This window comes from Alteromonas salexigens, from assembly GCF_025628895.1.
GTDB lineage: Bacteria > Pseudomonadota > Gammaproteobacteria > Enterobacterales > Alteromonadaceae > Alteromonas > Alteromonas salexigens.
The window spans coordinates 78,782-98,109 of sequence record NZ_JAOTJC010000004.1; the positions used below are offsets into that span (position 1 = coordinate 78,782).

Annotated in this window: 21 protein-coding genes and 2 tRNA genes; 7 read left to right on the forward strand and 16 right to left on the reverse strand. The window is 52.6% G+C overall.

What is annotated here, in order from left to right; translation table 11 throughout:
- Positions 1-58 precede the first annotated feature (58 nt).
- Positions 59-484: a hypothetical protein gene (locus tag OCL06_RS01470; RefSeq protein WP_262991967.1), complete on the forward strand. Its 426-nt coding sequence runs from the start codon at positions 59-61 to the stop codon at positions 482-484.
- A gap of 47 nt (positions 485-531) precedes the next feature.
- On the opposite strand, the gene hemB is transcribed toward OCL06_RS01470, so the two are convergent.
- The 7 genes from hemB to tatA are packed head-to-tail and all read right to left on the reverse strand — an operon-like array spanning position 532 to position 6,094.
- Positions 532-1,530 (reverse strand): porphobilinogen synthase, encoded by a 999-nt coding sequence (gene hemB / locus OCL06_RS01475; protein ID WP_262991968.1) that lies wholly within the window; start codon positions 1,528-1,530, stop codon positions 532-534.
- A 3-nt stretch (positions 1,531-1,533) separates the two neighbouring features.
- Complete coding sequence (locus OCL06_RS01480) at positions 1,534-3,423, reverse strand: sensor domain-containing diguanylate cyclase (protein ID WP_262991969.1); 1,890 nt, start codon at positions 3,421-3,423, stop codon at positions 1,534-1,536.
- Between the two features lie 7 nt (positions 3,424-3,430).
- A complete protein-coding gene (locus OCL06_RS01485; protein ID WP_262991970.1) occupies positions 3,431-4,210 on the reverse strand; it encodes a TatD family hydrolase in 780 nt (259 codons plus the stop codon).
- Positions 4,211-4,762, reverse strand: a complete 552-nt coding sequence (locus OCL06_RS01490) for a hypothetical protein (RefSeq protein WP_262991971.1) — start codon at positions 4,760-4,762, stop codon at positions 4,211-4,213.
- Between the two features lie 13 nt (positions 4,763-4,775).
- Positions 4,776-5,555: a twin-arginine translocase subunit TatC gene (tatC, locus tag OCL06_RS01495; protein WP_262991972.1), complete on the reverse strand. Its 780-nt coding sequence runs from the start codon at positions 5,553-5,555 to the stop codon at positions 4,776-4,778.
- On the reverse strand, positions 5,556-5,855 hold the full coding sequence (tatB, locus tag OCL06_RS01500) for a Sec-independent protein translocase protein TatB (RefSeq protein ID WP_262991973.1): 300 nt from the start codon (positions 5,853-5,855) through the stop codon (positions 5,556-5,558).
- Positions 5,855-6,094: a Sec-independent protein translocase subunit TatA gene (gene tatA, locus OCL06_RS01505; RefSeq protein WP_262991974.1), complete on the reverse strand. Its 240-nt coding sequence runs from the start codon at positions 6,092-6,094 to the stop codon at positions 5,855-5,857. The genes tatB and tatA overlap by 1 nt, the downstream gene beginning before the upstream one ends.
- A gap of 281 nt (positions 6,095-6,375) precedes the next feature.
- On the opposite strand from tatA, the gene OCL06_RS01510 reads away from it, so the two are divergent.
- A complete protein-coding gene (locus tag OCL06_RS01510; protein ID WP_262991975.1) occupies positions 6,376-7,344 on the forward strand; it encodes a hypothetical protein in 969 nt (322 codons plus the stop codon).
- 140 nt (positions 7,345-7,484) lie between these two features.
- On the opposite strand, the gene ilvN is transcribed toward OCL06_RS01510, so the two are convergent.
- From ilvN to OCL06_RS01535, 5 genes are all read right to left on the reverse strand, one after another.
- Positions 7,485-7,982, reverse strand: coding sequence for an acetolactate synthase small subunit (gene ilvN, locus OCL06_RS01515; protein WP_262991976.1), 498 nt, complete (start codon positions 7,980-7,982; stop codon positions 7,485-7,487).
- Entirely contained in the window at positions 7,982-9,700 is a 1,719-nt protein-coding gene (locus tag OCL06_RS01520; RefSeq protein ID WP_262991977.1) for an acetolactate synthase 3 large subunit, read from the reverse strand. The genes ilvN and OCL06_RS01520 overlap by 1 nt, the downstream gene beginning before the upstream one ends.
- 198 nt (positions 9,701-9,898) lie before the next feature.
- The gene (locus OCL06_RS01525) at positions 9,899-10,273 is read right to left on the reverse strand and encodes a MaoP family protein (RefSeq protein ID WP_262991978.1); all 375 of its coding nucleotides are present in this window, start codon (positions 10,271-10,273) and stop codon (positions 9,899-9,901) included.
- 218 nt (positions 10,274-10,491) lie between these two features.
- Entirely contained in the window at positions 10,492-10,989 is a 498-nt protein-coding gene (locus OCL06_RS01530; protein WP_262991979.1) for a DUF4442 domain-containing protein, read from the reverse strand.
- A 61-nt stretch (positions 10,990-11,050) separates the two neighbouring features.
- On the reverse strand, positions 11,051-12,610 hold the full coding sequence (locus OCL06_RS01535; protein ID WP_262991980.1) for a tetratricopeptide repeat-containing sulfotransferase family protein: 1,560 nt from the start codon (positions 12,608-12,610) through the stop codon (positions 11,051-11,053).
- Between the two features lie 641 nt (positions 12,611-13,251).
- On the opposite strand from OCL06_RS01535, the gene OCL06_RS01540 reads away from it, so the two are divergent.
- Positions 13,252-14,034, forward strand: a complete 783-nt coding sequence (locus tag OCL06_RS01540) for an RMD1 family protein (protein WP_262991981.1) — start codon at positions 13,252-13,254, stop codon at positions 14,032-14,034.
- 150 nt (positions 14,035-14,184) lie between these two features.
- On the opposite strand, the gene OCL06_RS01545 is transcribed toward OCL06_RS01540, so the two are convergent.
- From OCL06_RS01545 to orn, 3 genes are all read right to left on the reverse strand, one after another.
- Positions 14,185-14,260 (reverse strand) — tRNA-Gly (locus tag OCL06_RS01545).
- A gap of 61 nt (positions 14,261-14,321) precedes the next feature.
- Positions 14,322-14,397 (reverse strand) — tRNA-Gly (locus OCL06_RS01550).
- 206 nt (positions 14,398-14,603) lie between these two features.
- Entirely contained in the window at positions 14,604-15,149 is a 546-nt protein-coding gene (gene orn / locus OCL06_RS01555; protein ID WP_262991982.1) for an oligoribonuclease, read from the reverse strand.
- An 83-nt stretch (positions 15,150-15,232) separates the two neighbouring features.
- Here orn and rsgA point away from each other — a divergent pair, with 83 nt between their 5' ends.
- From rsgA to OCL06_RS01575, 4 genes are all read left to right on the forward strand, one after another.
- A complete protein-coding gene (rsgA, locus tag OCL06_RS01560; RefSeq protein ID WP_262991983.1) occupies positions 15,233-16,267 on the forward strand; it encodes a small ribosomal subunit biogenesis GTPase RsgA in 1,035 nt (344 codons plus the stop codon).
- 149 nt (positions 16,268-16,416) lie between these two features.
- Positions 16,417-17,292, forward strand: coding sequence for an archaetidylserine decarboxylase (asd, locus tag OCL06_RS01565; RefSeq protein WP_262991984.1), 876 nt, complete (start codon positions 16,417-16,419; stop codon positions 17,290-17,292).
- Positions 17,293-18,198 carry a DMT family transporter gene (locus OCL06_RS01570; RefSeq protein ID WP_262991985.1) on the forward strand — a complete coding sequence of 302 codons (906 nt, stop codon included), beginning with the start codon at positions 17,293-17,295 and terminating at the stop codon, positions 18,196-18,198. It begins immediately after the preceding gene.
- A complete protein-coding gene (locus tag OCL06_RS01575; protein ID WP_262991986.1) occupies positions 18,167-18,865 on the forward strand; it encodes a glycerophosphodiester phosphodiesterase in 699 nt (232 codons plus the stop codon). Before OCL06_RS01570 ends, OCL06_RS01575 begins: the two co-directional genes overlap by 32 nt.
- Before the next feature lie 5 nt (positions 18,866-18,870).
- On the opposite strand, the gene OCL06_RS01580 is transcribed toward OCL06_RS01575, so the two are convergent.
- A complete protein-coding gene (locus OCL06_RS01580; RefSeq protein ID WP_262991987.1) occupies positions 18,871-19,302 on the reverse strand; it encodes a MerC domain-containing protein in 432 nt (143 codons plus the stop codon).
- Between the last annotated feature and the right edge of the window lie 26 nt (positions 19,303-19,328).

Genomic DNA, 19,328 nt, shown 5'->3' on the forward strand with positions numbered 1-19,328 from the left:
TGAAATATAAATCCTTTTTCCCTGTTCTATACTGACTACAACAACTATAGGAGCTGATATGCAATCTCACACTCAGGCCACTCAAGCCGACCTTGGGTCCCGTCTTAGCTGGTCATTACTGGCACTGCGTCTGACCATTTTTATCGTTATGTTCGTGTGGACCCTGGATAAATTCGTTAATCCCGCTCACGGCGCCAAAGTGCTGGATGCTTTTTACGGAATTGGCGGTGTGCCGGAAACGGCGCTGTATATTGTCGGCGCCCTGCAAATGGTACTGGTATTGGCATTTGTCGCCGGACTGGCTAAGCGCTGGACATACGGACTGGTGTTCATCCTGCATGGTCTGTCTACGCTCTCTTCGTTCCCGCAATACATTGATGCATTCAATAATTTGCTGTTCTTTGCCGCATGGCCAATGTGGGGCGCTTGTTTCGCACTGTACCTATTACGGGATGCCGATACCCGCTTTACCCTGGGCAAATAACCGCACCATAGCCGCGCGCACCCGCCGGTGCGCGCGGCTTATTATTATTATTTATTCAGCAAGCGGGCTGCCTGCGGCGCAAAATAAGTCAGAATGCCATCCGCACCGGCCCGCTTAAACGCCAGTAACGACTCCAGAATCACACTGTCAGCGGCCAGCCAGCCATTGGCAAATGCGGCCTGATGCATAGCGTATTCGCCACTCACCTGGTAGGCGAAAGTAGGCACTTCCAGTTCCTGCTTACAGCGTCTGACGATATCCAGGTAGGGCATCCCCGGCTTCACCATCACCATGTCGGCACCTTCTTCCAGGTCCAGAGCAATTTCGTGCAATGCTTCATCGCTGTTGGCCGGATCCATCTGGTAGGTATTTTTGTTACCCCCTTTGATGTTAGCCGCCGACCCGACTGCATCTCTGAAGGGCCCATAGTAGCTGGACGCGTATTTGGCGGAATACGCCATAATACAGGTATTCGTGTGCCCGGCCTCTTCCAGCGCGTTGCGAATAGCGCCGATACGACCATCCATCATGTCGGAAGGCGCAACAATATCGGCACCTGCCTCTGCATGAGACAGCGCCTGCTTAACCAGCACCGTCACCGTTTCATCGTTCATGACATAGCCGGCGTCGTTTACCAGACCATCCTGCCCATGAGAGGTAAAAGGGTCCAGCGCTACATCTGACATCAACAGTAAGTCGGGAAAGGCTTCTTTGACCGCACGCATGGCGCGCTGTGCCAGGCCGTCGGCATTAAACGCTTCGCTGGCACATTCGGTTTTTAGTTCCATCGGCGTCACCGGGAACAGGGCCAGCGCCGGGATCCCGAGTGCCACCCACTCAGCGGCATCTTTAATCAGCTCATCAATGGAAAGACGCTCGACGCCTGGCATGGAAGGCACGGTTTCCCGTTGCCCTTCGCCCGGTAGCACAAACACCGGATAAATAAGATCTTTAACAGTAAGCTGATTTTCACGCACCATGTCGCGCAAAGCATCCTGGGCCCGCAACCGGCGCATGCGACGGGCGGGAAAACGAGAATTTGTCATAGTTTAGTCCGGTAAATGTTCTGCAATTACTTGGTTTCTGCCAGCCTCTTTGGCGGCATATAATTGTTTGTCGGCATGTTTAAGTAATGCCAGTTCGTGTTCTTCGTACGTCACCACCGTGGTTGCAATGCCTGCGCTGATGGTCATATTAATGGTTCTATCGTCTACCTGTACCGGATTCGCCGCCACCTGCTGACGCATAGTCTCAATCACCCGGCGGGCGCCCTGAAGGTCGGTATTAGGCAAAATGATGGCAAACTCCTCGCCACCATAGCGGCAAACATCATCGGTGGGACGGCGCAGCAATGACTGTAACAACGTCGCCACGTGCTGAATACATGCATCGCCACCAGCGTGGCCGTATTCATCATTGATTCGTTTGAAATAATCGACATCAATCATCGCCAGGCTCAGTGGCGTTTGTTCGCGTCTGCTGCGCCGCCCCTCGGCTAATAGCCGTTTATCGAAATGTCTGCGGTTGTGGATGCCGGTGAGCGAATCGATGGAATTGAGCTTTTCCAGTTCCCGGTTTGCTTCAGAAAGTTCCCGCAGAGCGATTTCCACTTCCAACGTGCGTTCTTGAACCTGGTATTCCAGATCTTCCTGGTAACGGGTTTGCACATCGAACAGATCCTGCCTGGCAGTCAGTGCCGCTTTTTCCTGCGCCAACGCCTTTTCTTTGGCATCGAACATTTCTTCACGGTTATGGCTATAGCTTATGGCGAGCACCAGCGCGAGGATTAAGGTTTCAACCACTGCCCCGAGCATGAGCAGGTAATTCGACGGCACCTCGAAAGGCAGTAAATTGAGGTTATCCAGACTGGCGGTAAAGCCACTGACTAACAAAAATGCCCAGGCAATGGAGTAGTATCGCGCTACGACCACGCCACGCAGCGCCAGCCAGACCCCCACCGCCAGTGTAATCAGCACGACCAAACTCAGGAGTACCAGGAATATCTTAATCAAATACGCATATGGCAGCAGTAAGCTGACAAGAATATTGACGGCGAACAGAATGCTGAGCACTTTCACCAGCAAGTCTGCCCGGCGACTATAATTGGCTATGCGCAGCAGCATGCGGGAGAAAATAAGTGCAAACATGATGGTCGCGTTAGCGAAAATGGCGACCGCACGCCCCTGGAACCACACCAATTCAGGCCACAGATGAGCGTAGGCAAAACCATGCAACGAGCCCAGCGTCAGGGTCAGTGAAAAGACATAGCCTGAATACATCAAAAACGTGCGGTTGCGGGTAGTTATAAACAAGAACAAGTTACTGATACCCATGGCCAGCAGGAAGCCAAAAAATACCCCCATAAACAAATTCTGCTTAGAGGTGTATTCAATAAACTCTTTTTCCTGCCAGAGTCGCAGTGGTAACCGTACTGTCCCGGAGGTTTTCACACGCACTACCGCAGTCAGTGTCTGCTCACTGGCAGGAACTGGAAAAAGCAATGACTCATGGGATACTGGCCGGGTGGCAAATGCTTTGATATCCCCGCCGGTGTAGCTTACCAGCGGTTCGCTACTGCCGGGCAGATAATAGGCTATAGCAATGTTATCTAACAGCGGGTAACGCACTTCCAGCAGACGTTCATCTGCGTTGCCGGGGGGTGGCGGTAAGGTAAAGCGAAACCAGAAAGGCATGTGCTGCATGCCAAAGTTCACCGGGTTGGTCACCCTTTGCCACTTATCTGCAGATACATCCTGCCAGGTGTCGTAAGTGACCGATTCGTTAAGGTCGCTGAAATACGAAATTTCTCCGATACGGTCCATCGGGGTGGTCACTGGCGCCATCCGGAAGGTTACTGCCAGAAAGAACGCCACAGCCAGGCAAGTGGAGGCTACCAGCCAAATGTCATACCGACGCACCGTGTGGGAGTGTAACTGCATGCAGTCTCTATCGCTTCAATCCGAATAAGTCACAGCTATTAGCATAACTGGTGTTACTGAGTTCTGCAGTGGAACTTTCGAGTAATTCAGCAAGTTGCGTAGCAATGTGTGGCAACGTAGCCGGGGTATTGTTGCGTTTACGGGGGCGCAAGCTCTTGGGAAACAGGTAAGGGGCATCGGTTTCCAGAATTAATCGGTCTAGTGGCAGGGCTTTCACCGCTTCACGTAACGACTCACCGCGCTTGGGATCGCATACCCAGCCCGTGATCCCGATGTGCAGGCCCATATCAAGGTAGGCTTGCATAGTAGCCTGGTCACCGGTAAAACAATGGGCAAGGCCGCCGGAAAGGTCGGCTGCAAATTCATTCAGTATCGTCTGCTGGTCAGCAAATGCATCACGTTCATGCAGGTACACAGGCAATCCCAGCGCCACCGCCAGCTTCAGTTGTTCCCGAAATACCTCGCGCTGAACATTGGGCGGCGAGAAATTGCGGTTAAAGTCGAGCCCGCATTCGCCAATGGCCACCACCCCGGGGGCAGCAGCAACGCTGCGCAGCTGTGTATAGTGTTCGGGCCGGACGTCTTTGGCATTATGCGGATGAACCCCCACGGTATAGCAAAGCTGCTGCGGGTGTGCAGCATACAAGCTCGCTGCCGCTTCCCACTCGTCCGGATGTGTGGTGATCATGCAAATCCGCTTCACGCCCGCTTCGCGAGCTTCGGCAAGCACTGCGTCGGCGTCAAAGCGCCTGTCCAGCAGGTTTACACCGGCGTCGAACCACTGCATTTAATCCACACGCCTTACCTTGATACGGCGGTTAGCCTCTGCTTTGGACAGATAAAACGCGCCCAGCATACCGCGCTCAATGGTGACCGTTTCACCGGTTTTAATGCGGTAGCGCTCATTATCCGTTTGCCGCCATACCGTGCCGTTATCCAATGTGATGAGGTACTGACCACGGGCGGTTTTCTCCGCTTTGCTGACGCTGGCAGTCATTGTTTGCGGCAAAGCTTCTTGGTTTTCTTTATGTTCCAGACCAAATTCGGTGTCCTTTGGCGCTGACGCGTTCTGTGCAGGCTTCGCCGGCACCGGCGCAGCCTTTGACGCCGTCGTGGCGTTACTGCTGGCCGAAGGAACGGTGTAACCTTGCTTAACCGCCTCATCCAGGCCGCTGTATTGTTGCATGTTTTTGACTACGCGGTCGTAACATACCAGGCGTTGGAGACTGTTGTCCTCGGCCTTGCATTTCTTTAACGCACCGGCCAGGGTTTCAGCTTGCGCCGGCAGTGCGGCCAGCCCCATCATTCCGGCACACAGAATAGCAACACGGTACTTCATGAATTGTCCTTTTTTATTTCTTATCAGGCGTGGAGCCGGGCGAAGACGGCTCTGGCTCGTCTTCATCCAGGTCTTCATCCCGGGTACCGGCATACAAGCCGCCCACGATGACGCCTACTTCAAATAACAGCCACATGGGGATCGCTAACAGAGTTTGCGAAATCACATCTGGCGGCGTAAGTAACATTCCCACCACAAACGCGCCCACCACCACATAGGGACGTTTCTGGCGCAGCGTTTTAGCGTCGGTCACCCCGGTCCAGCACAACAGAATGATGGCAATCGGGATTTCAAATGAGACACCAAAAGCAAAAAACAGTTTCAGTACAAAGTTCAGGTAACTGGAGATATCGGTGCTCACCGTCACCCCTTCCGGCGCCACACTATTGAAAAATGCAAAGGCTATAGGGAATACCACAAAGTAAGCGAAGGCCATGCCGGCATAAAATAACAGTGTGCTGGATAACAGTAACGGCGCCACCAGCTTTTTCTCATTGCGGTATAAGCCCGGGGCAATAAAACCCCACACCTGGTACAGCACATAAGGGATGGCAAGGAAGAACGACAACACTAACGTGAGTTTAAACGGTGCGAAAAACGGCGACGCCACATCCGTGGCGATCATGGTGGCATTCTCGGGCAACGAACGCAGTAACGGCATCGCCAGAAGCTGGTACAGGTCGTTAGCGAAATACGCCAGGCAAGCAAACACCACCAGCACACTGGCCAGCGCCTTGAGGATGCGGCTACGAAGTTCTATCAGATGAGATATCAGGCTGTTTGGATCGGACATTTAATCTTTTTTATAGGGTTGCTGAACAGATTTGGCGGCATCCTTGAGCTCGTCTACGCTCTCTTTAAGCTCGGGTGACAGATCCGTCAGCCCCTGCTGCTCAGCTTTTTTCAGGTTTTCATGCAACTCGTGAACACGCAGCTGGTGTTCCATTTCCTGCTTGAAGCCGGACGCCGTGTTGCGCACGCTGCGAATGGTTTTGATTGTGGAGCGCATTGCACCAGGCAGGCGCTCCGGCCCCAGAATTAACAGTGCCAGCACGCCGATGACCAGTAGCTCCCAGAAGCCAATGTCAAACATCAGGATTTATCTTTTGTTTCGCTCTTGGTGTCAGCGTTGACGGGCTCAGCAGTTTGCTTTTCTTCTACCTTTTTAGGGTCTTTGAAATCAGCATCCTGTTCTTCGTCAGTCACGGCTTTCTTAAAGCCTTTTACTGCGCCACCTAAGTCAGAACCAATACTTTTCAGGCGCTTGGTGCCGAACAGCAAAACTACAATAACCAAAATAATCAGCAGCTGCCAAATGCTTATGCCACCCATAAAAACTCTCCCTTACTTCAATAGCCCCAGTATGCCACCGCGACTGACAGCTTTCACCACAATATTGTAGATATTGCCATAATCTGTGTATAAACGTGACGCCCTGGCAAACGTAGCAACCGTGGGCTGCGGGACACAAGGCGGCAAACATCTTGCTTGGCAGATTAGTGTGGCAAGTCTGTGCCGCCATGCTATGGTAATGCCATTCTTACAAGGGCGTGTCGCCAGCTTGGATGACGCACGCGAAATCAGCGAACAAGGATAGGTGGTAACACTACATTATGTCGTGTCTGTATCTGGTTTTTTGTACGGGCTTGATGGCGCCTCACTCGCCATTCCTCAGTCCCTCAGACTCGCCGCTGCATGCTGTGGTTCGCCCGCCTGTGGAATCTACCCAACCCAAGGGCCACTGGCTTGATCGCTGGCAGGATAATCTCACCGACTCTATGGACTATACCGTCCAGCAATTGGACAGTTTTTTTGCGCTGGATAACAGCACTATGTATGAGGATGCCAGGGCCGAAGGCCGTATCCGGTTAAGCTGGGAACCCCGCAGCCGTGACATCGCAGATACCGACCTGCGCTTCCGGATTCGGGTTAAGCTGCCGTCGCTTAAAAACCGTGTAGACCTTATGCTGAGCGATAACGAAGACTATCAACGGGACAACAATATTAAAGCGGCCCGTGACCCGGCTTTTCGGGGTGGCGATTCGACCACTCTGTCGTTACGTTTCCGACGGGATATCGACTCTCACTTTTCCCACCGCATAGGTGCTGGTCGCCGCGACCAATTGTACGTAAAAAGCCAGTATGAAAACGTGTGGGGGATCAGTTCGCGGTGGGCGTTGCGCTACGACACCGAGCTGTATTACTACACCCGGGACAGACTCGGCGCCGAACTGGGTTCCTCGCTGCAGTATATTAGCCCTGAGGACCACGTCATGCGGTTTAACCACAGGTTTTACTTTCGTGATGAAAGTAACGACTGGTTGTGGCGCCACGAGTTACAGCAACTGCAGCCCATTGATACCCATAATGCGCTGGTGTACAGCGTGCTGGTAGAAGGTTATAGCCAACCTAATTATCGTGTCGAAGAGGTATACACCAGCATGCGCTGGCGCACCAACCCCACCCGCGACTGGCTGTATTTCGAAGTAGAGCCCTTCGTACTGTGGCTACGCGATGAAGGCTTTAAGCCCTCTTATGGCGTGGCGCTGCGGGTAGAAGCTTTCTATGGTGACAATACCTGATCGTACTTTTGATCTTTGTCACTGCTACGTACATGGATACTCAGTTGGGGAAAAACATACTTAGCATGCCCGGCTAGCGCCGTCGCGAAGGTTACCGCGATGACAAAATAAAGGGGCGGGAGCCCGCCCCTGTGCGTGTATCAGGGGCGTAACGCCCGCTCACCACGTGCCAGACCACATACGCCGGTCCGGGATGACTCAATAATTTCCGCGCACTGCGCCATAGTGGTGGCAAAGGCGTCGAGTTTGTCGGAGGTGCCGGTGATTTCAATGGTATAATTGGCCGCATTCACATCCACGATCCGCGCCCGAAAGATGTCCGAATTGCGCTTTACTTCAGAGCGGATGGCTTCACTGCGGGTCGCCACTTTAATCAACATCAGTTCACGCTCAACATGCGCCCCTTCCGTTAAATCCACGATTTTCAGTACATCTATGAGCTTATTTACCTGCTTGGTGATTTGCTCAATAATTTTGTCGTTACCGTGAGTAATAATGGTAAGCCGTGACAGGCTGGGATCATCCGTGGGAGCCACGCACAACGAGTCGACGTTATAGCCGCGCTGGGAGAATACGCCTACTATGCGAGACAGGGCACCGGGGGCGTTTTCCATCAATACTGAAATAATACGTTTCATCAGGTTCGCTCCGTCTTACTCAGGCGCATGTCGTCCATGGCACCGTATTTAATTTGCATAGGGTAAACATGTTCGTTCTGGTCGATGCGGACATCCATAAATACCAGCCGGTCTTTGTGGCTAAAGCATTCCGCCATGGCGTCATCCAGCTGGTCGAGGGAGTCGACACGTATGCCAATGTGACCGTAGGCCTCGGCCAGTTTAACGAAGTCGGGCATCGATTCCATATAGGAGTGGGAGTGACGGCCTTTGTAGATCATATCCTGCCACTGGCGAACCATGCCCAGCGCGCGGTTATTCAGAGAAATAATTTTCACCGGCAAGTTGTATTGCAGGCAGGTGGACAACTCCTGAATATTCATTTGAATACTGCCATCACCGGTTACTACTACCGAGGTGGCCTCAGGATGGGCCACCTGCACGCCCATTGCCGCAGGTAAGCCGAAACCCATAGTACCCAGGCCACCGGAATTGATCCATTGGCGAGGCTTAGCATACGGATAATACAAGGCGGCAAACATCTGGTGCTGCCCCACATCTGAGCTGACAAAGGCCTCACCGCGGGTGTGTTGGTACAGCGCCTGAATTACCCGCTGGGGCTTAATTACTGTATCGCCCTGTTCATAGTTGAGACATTTCACCGCCCGCCACTGACCAATTTGCTGCCACCAGTCGTCTAACTTCTGCTGCTGCCGACTGAGATCGTGCTTCTTCACCTGTCCCAGCAGCTGGTCCAGCACTTTATCCACCGAGCCTACCACCGGAATATGCGCGTTGACGGTTTTCGAAATGGAGGCAGGATCGATATCCACATGAATAATGTCCGCGTGAGGACAGAATTTATCTACATTATTGGTCACCCGATCATCAAAACGGGCGCCCAACGCCAGAATACAGTCGGCGTTATGCATGGTTTTGTTGGCTTCCAGGGTGCCGTGCATGCCCAGCATGCCGACAAACTGGTCATGGGTGCCCGGGAACGCCCCCAGCCCCATCAGCGTGCAGGTCACTGGCGAAAACAAGGCTTCGGCCAGTTCGATGACTTTCGCTGAAGCATCACAGGCAATGGCTCCCCCGCCGACATACAATACCGGCCGTTCGGCACGCATCAGCGCATCCACGGCTTTTTTGATTTGCTTGGGGTGCCCTTTCTGAGTGGGGTTGTAAGAGCGCATAGTAACATCCGCCGGGAACACATACGGATGTTCGTCAGCCACATTGACTAAGTCTTTAGGCAAGTCGACCACCACCGGGCCTGGCCGGCCGGTATTGGCGATATAATAGGCTTTAGCAATGGCTTCCGGAATGTCTACCGCGCGCTTAACCAGAAAGCTGTGTTTTACGATGGGCCGCGAGCACCCCACCATATCGGTTTCCTGAAACGCATCTTCGCCAATGTGCATCGACGGCACCTGCCCGGAGAGCACCACCATCGGGATTGAATCCATGTAAGCTGTGGCAATGCCAGTAATGGTGTTGGTCGCACCCGGGCCCGAGGTAACAAGTACTGTGCCGGTTTTGCCAGTTGAACGTGCGTACCCGTCTGCCATGTGTGCAGCCGCCTGTTCGTGACGTACGAGGACATGCTTGACATCATCCTGCGCAAACAACGCATCATAAATGTCCAGTACGGCACCACCCGGGTAGCCGAACACATGGGTCACTCCTACATCTTTCAACGCCTCAACCACCATGGCGGCGCCTGACATCATCTTCACAGTCAAATCTCCTGTTTCTGAGGGGGATTGGCGGCTCTTAACCTTAATCGGACTATATCGAAGGAAATAGGAAGATAAAACAGCAAATCTTAGAAAAGTGAGATATATATCCCAATATATTGAAATATTAGGATGGCGATATCATTTTGAGGCAGTCAGCACCTTAAAACGTAAAATTCATTTACACGCCATTAACACTTAATCGGTATCAATATCGATCTCAACGCCGGTCTCTTGCATCTCGACGTCATCATCCTCCGTTGTTATCGGTTTACTAAAACCGTGAATACTGGCCATCTTGGGCCGGTTAATACGATGCTGATATTTTACCCAGACTCGCTCCACAGGGTTCCGGGGTTCCCGTTGACCAAATGCCGCCGCCAGATAGCCATGGTCGTCCTCGGTTTCGGGAGCCAGTTTGCCATCTACCAGAGCAGCAATCAGACTACCGTACTGCTGTAACAATTTACTTTCTGAAATCGAAAAATCGCCAGAGCGCGAAAAGCCATAAGGGTAATGTTTGGGATCGCTGAATTGCCGGGTTACCAGGCTGTCACGGGTGAGCTTACTCATTACAGTATCTCCTTGTTTGCCATTGCCCGTGACGGTGGGAATTAACGTCGCCAGACAACCCTCTCCCTACCAAAACGGGAGCGTACAAAAAGGGTTTAGTTGCTGTTAAAAAATCTGTCAAACAAAAACACGGCCATCAGGCCGCGTTTTCATGATCTATTTTCACTCCTGACCAGTCTATGGCCTTCTTTTTGAGTGCTGTGGGTAAGCCTTGCGGCTCACGTGCGCCGTTTTTTCGGCACCCAGGCCCACACCATCTCACATACCACAGGTTCAATTTGCTGGGCATCTGTTACAGTCACTGGCACGATAACCTCGCCTTTGTCCTGCTGCTGCATCATGGCAATTTGCTCATCAGTCAGCCAGGCATGGGCCTGCATATCTCCCTGAGCCCGCTTAACATATTGCAGGTTCATACTTTTTATCAACGGCAACTTGTCGCCAGGCAAATTTACTCCCACCACAAAGCCGGTCGCCGATTCAGCCATCAGTGCCATACCTGCTGCATGTACACTGCCAATATGATTTTGCACCCGGGTATAGTTTTTCTGCCGGAAGGTCACCGATTTCAGGTCGGTATGCAGAATTTCCAGGCCCACGGTACGCGTCAGTTTCACTTTCCAGCGAAACATCCAGGTAAGTAATTTGCTGCTTAGCCAGTCGGGGTACGAGAGCGCTTTTTGTGCGAACTGGCGCAGCGGGTTGGCGGTTGACATAATAACTCCACTATCTGGTTTGACCAGTTAGCCTACGGCGGCTCGCGCATCGATGCAAGTTTTATTCGTCACTGGTCAACAGCTGTTGAAGGTCGGGTGTGTAAGGCGCATAGTGCTTCCAGCGACCTATTGAGCGGGTGTTAATCGGCTCTCTCACCTGCACCTTACTGGCGGTAGACACAGGTGCAGGATTCTTCTCCACCTGCAAACACTGAGGCTGCCAGCTCAGATTGCAGAAATTCAGCAAGTCCTGCACTTCGCTTTCAGGCTGAGTGACCAGTGCTTCGTATGATTGCAGACGAACATGGTCAGAATGTTGTGCCGCCAAGGCTTGCATCAAACCAGCAAACCGTTGATAGAACAAACCAATCTCCCGTAGATCGTAAGCATAGGCATAATAGGGGCTGTTCACTGAAAAGAGCTGCCGGTAGTTACCCATGCAGGTATCCATGGGATGACGCATCATGCATACAATACGGGCGTTGGGGAATGCCTGACGAATAAGGCCGATATAGAAAAAATTGAAGGGCAGTTTATCGACCACCCGTGCATTGTTCGGGCACAGGTAGCTGGTACGTTCCAGATAACGCTCCCCCAGGTGCGCAGGGTTGATTGCTTCGGCAGCGGTGAGCGTTGCTAAATCCAGCACCTGATTTGAGGACGTTTTACACAGCTCTTTCACGGCCACGCCAAAATCCTCAATTTCACCGGCCGATCCCACCTCGCTGTGGCTACTGAGGATCCGCTCTACCAGCGTAGTACCCGAACGGGGCATACCCACTACAAATATAGGCCGGTCACTGGTTACGCCTGTTCTGTTGAAATGTCGCGGGGCAGCGGGCTTCTCAAGATAATCAAAGAGCGCCTGGAAACGTGCCCCCGCTCCGGCAAATTGCTTACGCTTACGAGCTTTCGCCTGTTCAAGGGCAGCGAATGCGGCCCCGTAGTCGCCTTGTGCTTCATATTCTTTCGCCAGTGCATGTCCAAGGTGAAGCCCCGCCTCGACGTGATCGCGTAAGGTATCTTGCAGCGCGCAAAGCTGGGCAATACGGGCATCGCCGCACTGGCCTGCGGCAAGGTCTGACAGCGCAAAGTGCGCCTGATAGTAGTCTGGTTTCAGAGCAATGGCCCGCTCAAAACTGCGTCGGGCTGCCTCGAAATCACCGGCACACTTACAAGACACTGCATAGTTATAATAAAATGCGGGGTTATCCGCAGACAGGCCAAGGGCTTTTTCGAGATAGGGTCGCGCCCGGGTGTGATCGCCTACGCGACTCAATGCTCCCCCCAGGGTATCCAGGTCGAGACTGCGATCCAGTTGCTCAACTGGTGCCTCGCCAGCCGCCTCCAGCACAGACAGCATATCGCCCTTCAGCGCGTAGGATTTAGCCAGGTAGACAAAGGTTCGGGGTCGTCGCGCAAGGCTAATGGATTTCTGTAGCAGCCGGATAGCTTTGTTAATATGGCCCAGTTCGATGTGCACAATGCCCAGCAAAAAATACGCGTGAGCATCGTCACCGTAGTGTTGAATGAGCATGACGCAGGCTTTGTGAGCACCAATAAAGTTACGCTGGTTGATGGCCTGCCTGGCTTGTGTAAGCAAATCTTCCCTTGATTTCATGCTGACGTTTCCATTCCTGGTATGTTGTCAATATACAGTGTTAACAGCTAGTCTTCAGCAGACTAACCTTTAGCTGATACATATTGCATAAGCCTGATAGCGTCTCATTGCTTTGCCTGATATGACGTCGATGACAAAGTATTCCTCGCTCTGAGCAGTGACTACGTAATTGGTGTTGGGCTCGCTGCTATCCCCATGGCCATTATACCGCTGCACGAGCTTAAAGGGCGTAGACGGTGTAAAGTCGTGACGCGTCAGCATTTCCTAGTACAGCACTTTCTGTGCCGCATGCGCATTCGACTTTAGAGTAAGTTTATAGTCTGGCTTGAAATAAACTCAACGGTAATCCGTCACTTAACCCGCCACACTTCAGTCTTGTCCAGCATCAAGCCACCACCTTCACAGCTCTGCTAACGCGCTTGCGAAGACAGCAAACGTCCATTGTTGTTGCAACCAATGCAGTTCAGTAGCACTAAAATAGTGCGCCGGAGCTCTCCCCGGGGCTAGGTTTAAACAGGTGTGGAGGGCTGTCATACATCAGCTTTTATTGTCATTACGAGCAATTTATTTCGCGCTGAAAACAATAGTCGGTTTGCATTCCTGAGCGCATACTCTGCGCGATCTCTTTATCTGGAACCCCCATGGAATTTTCGAACAATCGCTTGTCGGCCTACTCTCTGCCAGAGTCTGACAGTTATAGTCAACTGTCAGTCGATACGGCGACGCGCTACCGTGATGCCCTGCTCATTCCCTGCCCGGGCGGTGAGGCTTGGGTGTTCGATTACGGTGTACTGGTATTCTGGGGTGTGGATGAAGATGAACGGTTGGCGTTGCTACATCGCCTGACACTTAATGCTGCGATCCTTGCAGATCAGCACCAGGAGCATTTTCGGTTTTCCTGTGAGGCCAAAGAACTGACCTTGCACACCGATATGATTGATATCGGGAGTAATTCCAGCCTGCAGCGGCTGGCTGTCAGTCATGCGCTGGCGCAGTCGGTTAAGCTGAACGACTACGAGCAACGGGCGCAGGACACTATCGCCATGTATGCCTATTTACCAAAAGCGCTGGCAGCCAGTGGTAAAATTGATTTGCGCCGTAGCCAGATTGCCAGTATCCGTGGCCATTTGTTCAGCACCAAGAGTGATATCTTTCTACATTATGGTCTGCTGGATACGCCGGAGTTTTTCTGGGAATACCCGAAATTTGAGTCCGCTTACAACGCCACCGCGAAGTATTTGGATATGCGTTCACGGGTAGAGTTGCTGTCGAATAAGCTCAATGTGATCCACGAACTGTTCGACATGCTTGCTGATGAGCTTAAACACAAGCACTCCTCATTTCTGGAGTGGATCATCATATGGCTGATCGCTATCGAAATTGTGATGTTTGGCGCACAGGAATTAAAAGCCCTGCTGTTCTAGCGAGTGTCTGCATAGGGTAAGGGTTGAAGTCTAACCTTACCCAGCACTTCGTGACGAGGTATGTGCACTAACAGCTGAGCTATTCACGCATAAGAAAAGAGGCTTTCGCCATGCTTTCATTTTTTGCTATTCAACGAACAAAAGAGAATTTGGAGCGGGAAACGAGATTCGAACTCGCGACCCCAACCTTGGCAAGGTTGTGCTCTACCAGCTGAGCTATTCCCGCATAAGAAGAGAGGCTTTCGCCTTGTTTTCACTTGTTATACTTCAACAAGCAAAAAAGAATTTGGAGCGGGAAACGAGATTCGAACTCGCGACCCCAACCTTGGCAAGGTTGTGCTCTACCAGCTGAGCTATTCCCGCGTAATTTATTGGTTTCACACCAGTGGTTGTTATGCTTTTCGTCACCCTTGCCAAATTGGCAATCACTTCGTGACGAGGTATGCACACTACCAGCTGAGCTATTCCCGCAAAAAAGGCACTTCGTGTGAAGTGGTGCGCATTTTACAAAAATCTTGGCGTAACGCAACCACTTCCGGCTGTTTTTTTATGAATGCTGGCCTGACCGACTAAATCGTGAACACCTTCTCACGATAGAAGCGCATTTCGGCTATGGATTCCCGGATGTCATCCAGGGCAAGATGGACGCCTTGCTTGGTAAAGCCGTCCAGAACTTCGGGCTTCCAGCGTTTTACCAACTCTTTAACGGTGCTGACATCAATACTTCTATAGTGGAAGTAGGCTTCCAGTTCGGGCATGTACTTCACCATAAACCGGCGATCCTGGCCGATGGTATTGCCGCACAGTGGTGACTTGCCGGCGTCCACGTAGTTTTCCAGAAACGCCATGGTTAGCCGGGCTGCTTCCGCTTCATCAATGTTGCTTTCACGACAGCGGGCAGTCAGACCACTTTCTCCGTGTACCCGGGTGCACCACTCATCCATACCGTCCAGAATGGCATCGGGCTGATGTACGGCAATCACCGGGCCTTCGGCCAGTACGTTGAGCTGTGCATCGGTCACTATGGTGGCAATTTCCAGCACTTTACAGGTTTCAGGATCGAGGCCGGTCATCTCCATATCTATCCAGACCAGGTTTGAATCGTGTTTCGTCATAGGGCTTCCTCACATTGAGGCATGGCATGCATGCCTGACAAACGGTATCATGGCGCCAGTATACGTGAAAGTTCGTGAGAATCGTGGCCAAAAAACCAAAATTAACCCACCGCCAGAAGCGCCAGGTTGCTGCCAACCGGAGTAAACGGTTAAAGCAGCGGGACCAGACTAACGCGGGCCCTGACCTGTCGGCCCTGGAGTCTGGCCGGGTAACCGGTCGCTTTGGCAAACATGCCGATGTAGAAGATGACAATCAGCAGGTCTTCCGCTGTCATATCCGGCGCACTATCGACTCGGTAGTGTGTGGCGATGACGTGCTCTTTAGCCGGGGAGAGGACACTGAATCCGGCGTGTCAGGGGTTATTGAAGTGGTAAACGATCGCCGGTCAGTGCTGACCCGTCCCGATTTCTACGACGGGGTAAAACCCATTGCTGCCAATATCGACCAGATTATCATTGTCAGTTCTGTGTTGCCGGCGCTGTCACTCGATATTATCGACCGCTATCTGGTTGCCTGCGAAGATATCGACATTCAGCCCATTATTGTGCTGAACAAAGTGGAGTTATTGTCAGCAGAAGAATGGGCCACCACGGACCAGCAGCTGGCCATTTACCGCAAGCTTGGCTACACGGTGCTGTACACCAGCTGTAAAACCGCCACTGGCCTGGACGACTTAAATGCGCAGCTGAATGACAAAGTCAGCGTATTTGTAGGCCAGTCAGGGGTAGGCAAGTCCAGTCTGATTAATCAGGTGCTACCGGAAGCCAACGAACAGGTTGGTGATATTTCCAATAATTCCGGGCTGGGTCAGCACACCACAACGGCGGCAAAATTGCTGCACTTACCCGCGGGCGGTGACTTAATTGACTCGCCGGGGGTGCGCGAATTTGCCCTCTGGCATTTGCCCACCGAACGCATTACCTGGGGGTTCATCGAATTCCGGGACTACCTGGGCGGCTGCAAATTCCGCGACTGTAAACACCTTAATGATCCCGGCTGCCTGCTACGTGAAGCGGTAGAGGAAGGAAAAATCAGCGCGGCCCGCTTTGCCAGTTACCACAAAATACTGGCCGCCATGGACGAGCAACGTCCCAGTCACGCGCAACCGCACCCCTGAGTCTACGACAAGGTGGCGATCAATCGCATCGCCGCCAGTAGCCGTACAAATTCCACTTATGCCATTCTCTGCTTGATCATAATGGGAAAATCCTAGGATAAGGTCAGAGATAGGTTACAATTCACCGGTCTGATTAATGGAGATAGTTTGTGCTGGATTGGTTAAAGATAAACCTACAATATATTTTACCCAAGCATTTGATTTCACGTCTGGCTGGAAAGCTGGCTGCGGCAGAAATGGGCAGCTTCACCACCTGGCTAATTAAGCGGTTTATTCATCACTACAATGTGAACATGGATGAAGCCTTGTATCCCGATCCGGGACACTACCGCACGTTCAATGAGTTTTTTACCCGCCCCCTGAAGCCCGAAGCGCGACCAGTGGACAGTGATGAGTCTGTGCTGGTGCATGCGGTGGACGGCGCTGTGAGCCAGTTTGGCGATATTCGTCACGACAGTATTTTTCAGGCTAAAGGCCACGACTACAGCCTGACCACCCTGCTGGGCGGCAAACCTGAAATGGCTGCACCCTTCAAAGACGGGCGCTTTGCCACCGTGTATCTGGCCCCCCGCGACTACCACCGTATTCATATGCCGATAGACGGCACTCTGACGGACATGGTGTATGTGCCCGGCGAATTGTTTTCAGTAAATCCGCTAACCGCCGCAAATGTGCCCGGTTTGTTTGCCCGCAACGAACGGGTGGTGGCGTTCTTCGACACTCCGGTTGGCCGTATGGCGATGGTATTGGTGGGTGCGACAATCGTCGCCAGCATCGAAACCGTGTGGTCTGGCACGGTGACACCGCCGGCAGGGAAAAACGTGCAGCACTGGAGCTATGAAAAAGACAGCGAAGCCAGTGTGTCGCTGGCGAAAGGCGAAGAAATGGGCCGCTTTAAGCTGGGCTCCACCATTGTAGTGTGCTTTGAGAAAGACCTAATGGACTTTGGTCCGCTGGAGCCAGGTCAGGTGACCCGCCTGGGCACGCCCATGGCAACCCTGAAGTCAGGCGCTGACCAGGCCTAAATGGATCCTGTCAAACGCAGCCTGATTTCGCTCCATCTGACGGTCGTTCTGCTGGGCGGAACGGCCTTATTTTCCAGAATAATTCCGTTAAACGCGACTGATATCACGCTGGGTCGGTCGGTGTTTGCGTTGTTAGCGTTATTGCTGTTTCTGGGCGTCAGTCGCACATCACTGCGGCTGAACTCGGCCCGCGACTATAAAATTGCTGTTACGCTGGGTGTGTTGATGGCGGCGCACTGGGTCACCTACTTTGCTGCAATGCAGTATGCCGGCGTGTCGGTAGGCATGATTGCGCTATTCACCTTTCCGGTGATCACGGTGCTCATCGAGCCGTTTTTTGAGCGCATCCGGCTGGTGTGGCAAGACTTCCTGTCGGCCATCGCGGTGTTAGTGGGCATTTACTTCATTGTGCCGGAAGTGTCACTGGCGAACGACGTTACCCTGGGCGTGATAATCGGCATCATCTCGGCCATCCTGTATGCCTTTCGTAACCTCCTACATCGTCAGCACTTTTCTCACTACTCCGGTGCCAAAGCCATGGCCTGGCAGATTCTGGTTGTGTGTATCTGTGTGTTACCGCTGGCTAGCGAGGCGTTAGTATCAGCGCCGCCCAGTGCCTGGTGGCTGCTGTTATTGCTGGGCAGCATCTTTACCGCGCTACCCCACGCCCTGATTGCCGCTTGTCTCACCCACCTGCGGGCAAAAACGTTTTCACTGATTGCCTGTATGCAACCTTTCTACGGTGTTGTGCTGGCAGTGCTATTATTGGGTGAACAACCCGGGTGGCGCACGTTGCTCGGCGGCATACTGGTCACCTCGGCATCGATTTACGAAACCATGAATACCCAAAAACTGCATAAAAAGGACGCGGAAGATGTTGATTCTGGCGCACCGCGGAGCGAGTAGAGACGCCCCGGAAAATACCCTGCGCGCTTTTAACGAAGCGTTTGCCCAACATGCACACGGGCTGGAGCTGGATACCTATCAGGTGGCCCGCGACATCATGGTGTTCCACGATCGCTGGCTGCACCGCACCACGAATGGCACCGGCCGGGTCGCTGACCAGACCGTGGCAATGTTACGTACCCTGGACGCAGGCTGGGGCGAGCGCATCCCGTTTTTGCGTGATGTGCTGGCCATGGCTCCCGCCCGCAGCGTAATGAATATCGAAATTAAGCACCTGCATGATGTCCCCAGCTGGCTCGGCGAATTCGACGAAGGTCTGCATCACAGTGTGCTGACTACCGATGACATTATTATTTCATCGTTTAATCACCGTTGGCTGCACGAGATAAAACAACAACGTCCAGCCATGCGTATTGGCGCGCTGACCGCAAACTATGCGCTTAGTGGCCCACAGTTTGCCGTCGAACTGGGTGCCTATTCACTGCATGTGACACTGGATATGATTGAAGAAGAGTATGTCAGGGAAGCCCATCAGGCCGGGCTGAAAGTGATGGTCTATACCGTGGATATGCCCGAAGACATGTTAATGCTGAAAAGCTGGGGCGTAGACGGGATCTTTACCAATGTGCCGGCCATCGCCCGGGCCACACTGGGTGAATATATCTGACTGCCCTACTCGCTTGAGCCCACCGGAATGTGCGTGGCCAGCACCGTGCTGCTGCAACATTTACAACGCCGGCACAGCCGCATATTAACCCAGTGCCCGGCAATAATCAGAAAGGCGCCTACGGCAATGGTGAACGGTTCGTAATGATGGCCGAAAATGTCCTTGAACCAGTAAATCACACCACCCAGAGCCAACAGTCCCATAGGGTAGAAGCGGCCGTGATAACGACTGGCACCGTAAAATAGCGCGATAGCGCCCATTAGCAATGAAGCGCTGAGGATCAGACGCTCAAACCACACCTGCGCGAAAAATGCCGAGCTAATTACTGGCAGCAGCGGAATGAGTACCGGCAATGCCAGACAATGCAGCGCACACAACCCGGACATCCATATGCCCAGTCGGTCGAGTGTAGCCGGATTGTTCTCGATATCTTTCATTGCGTCTCGCACGATGTTGAATTCAG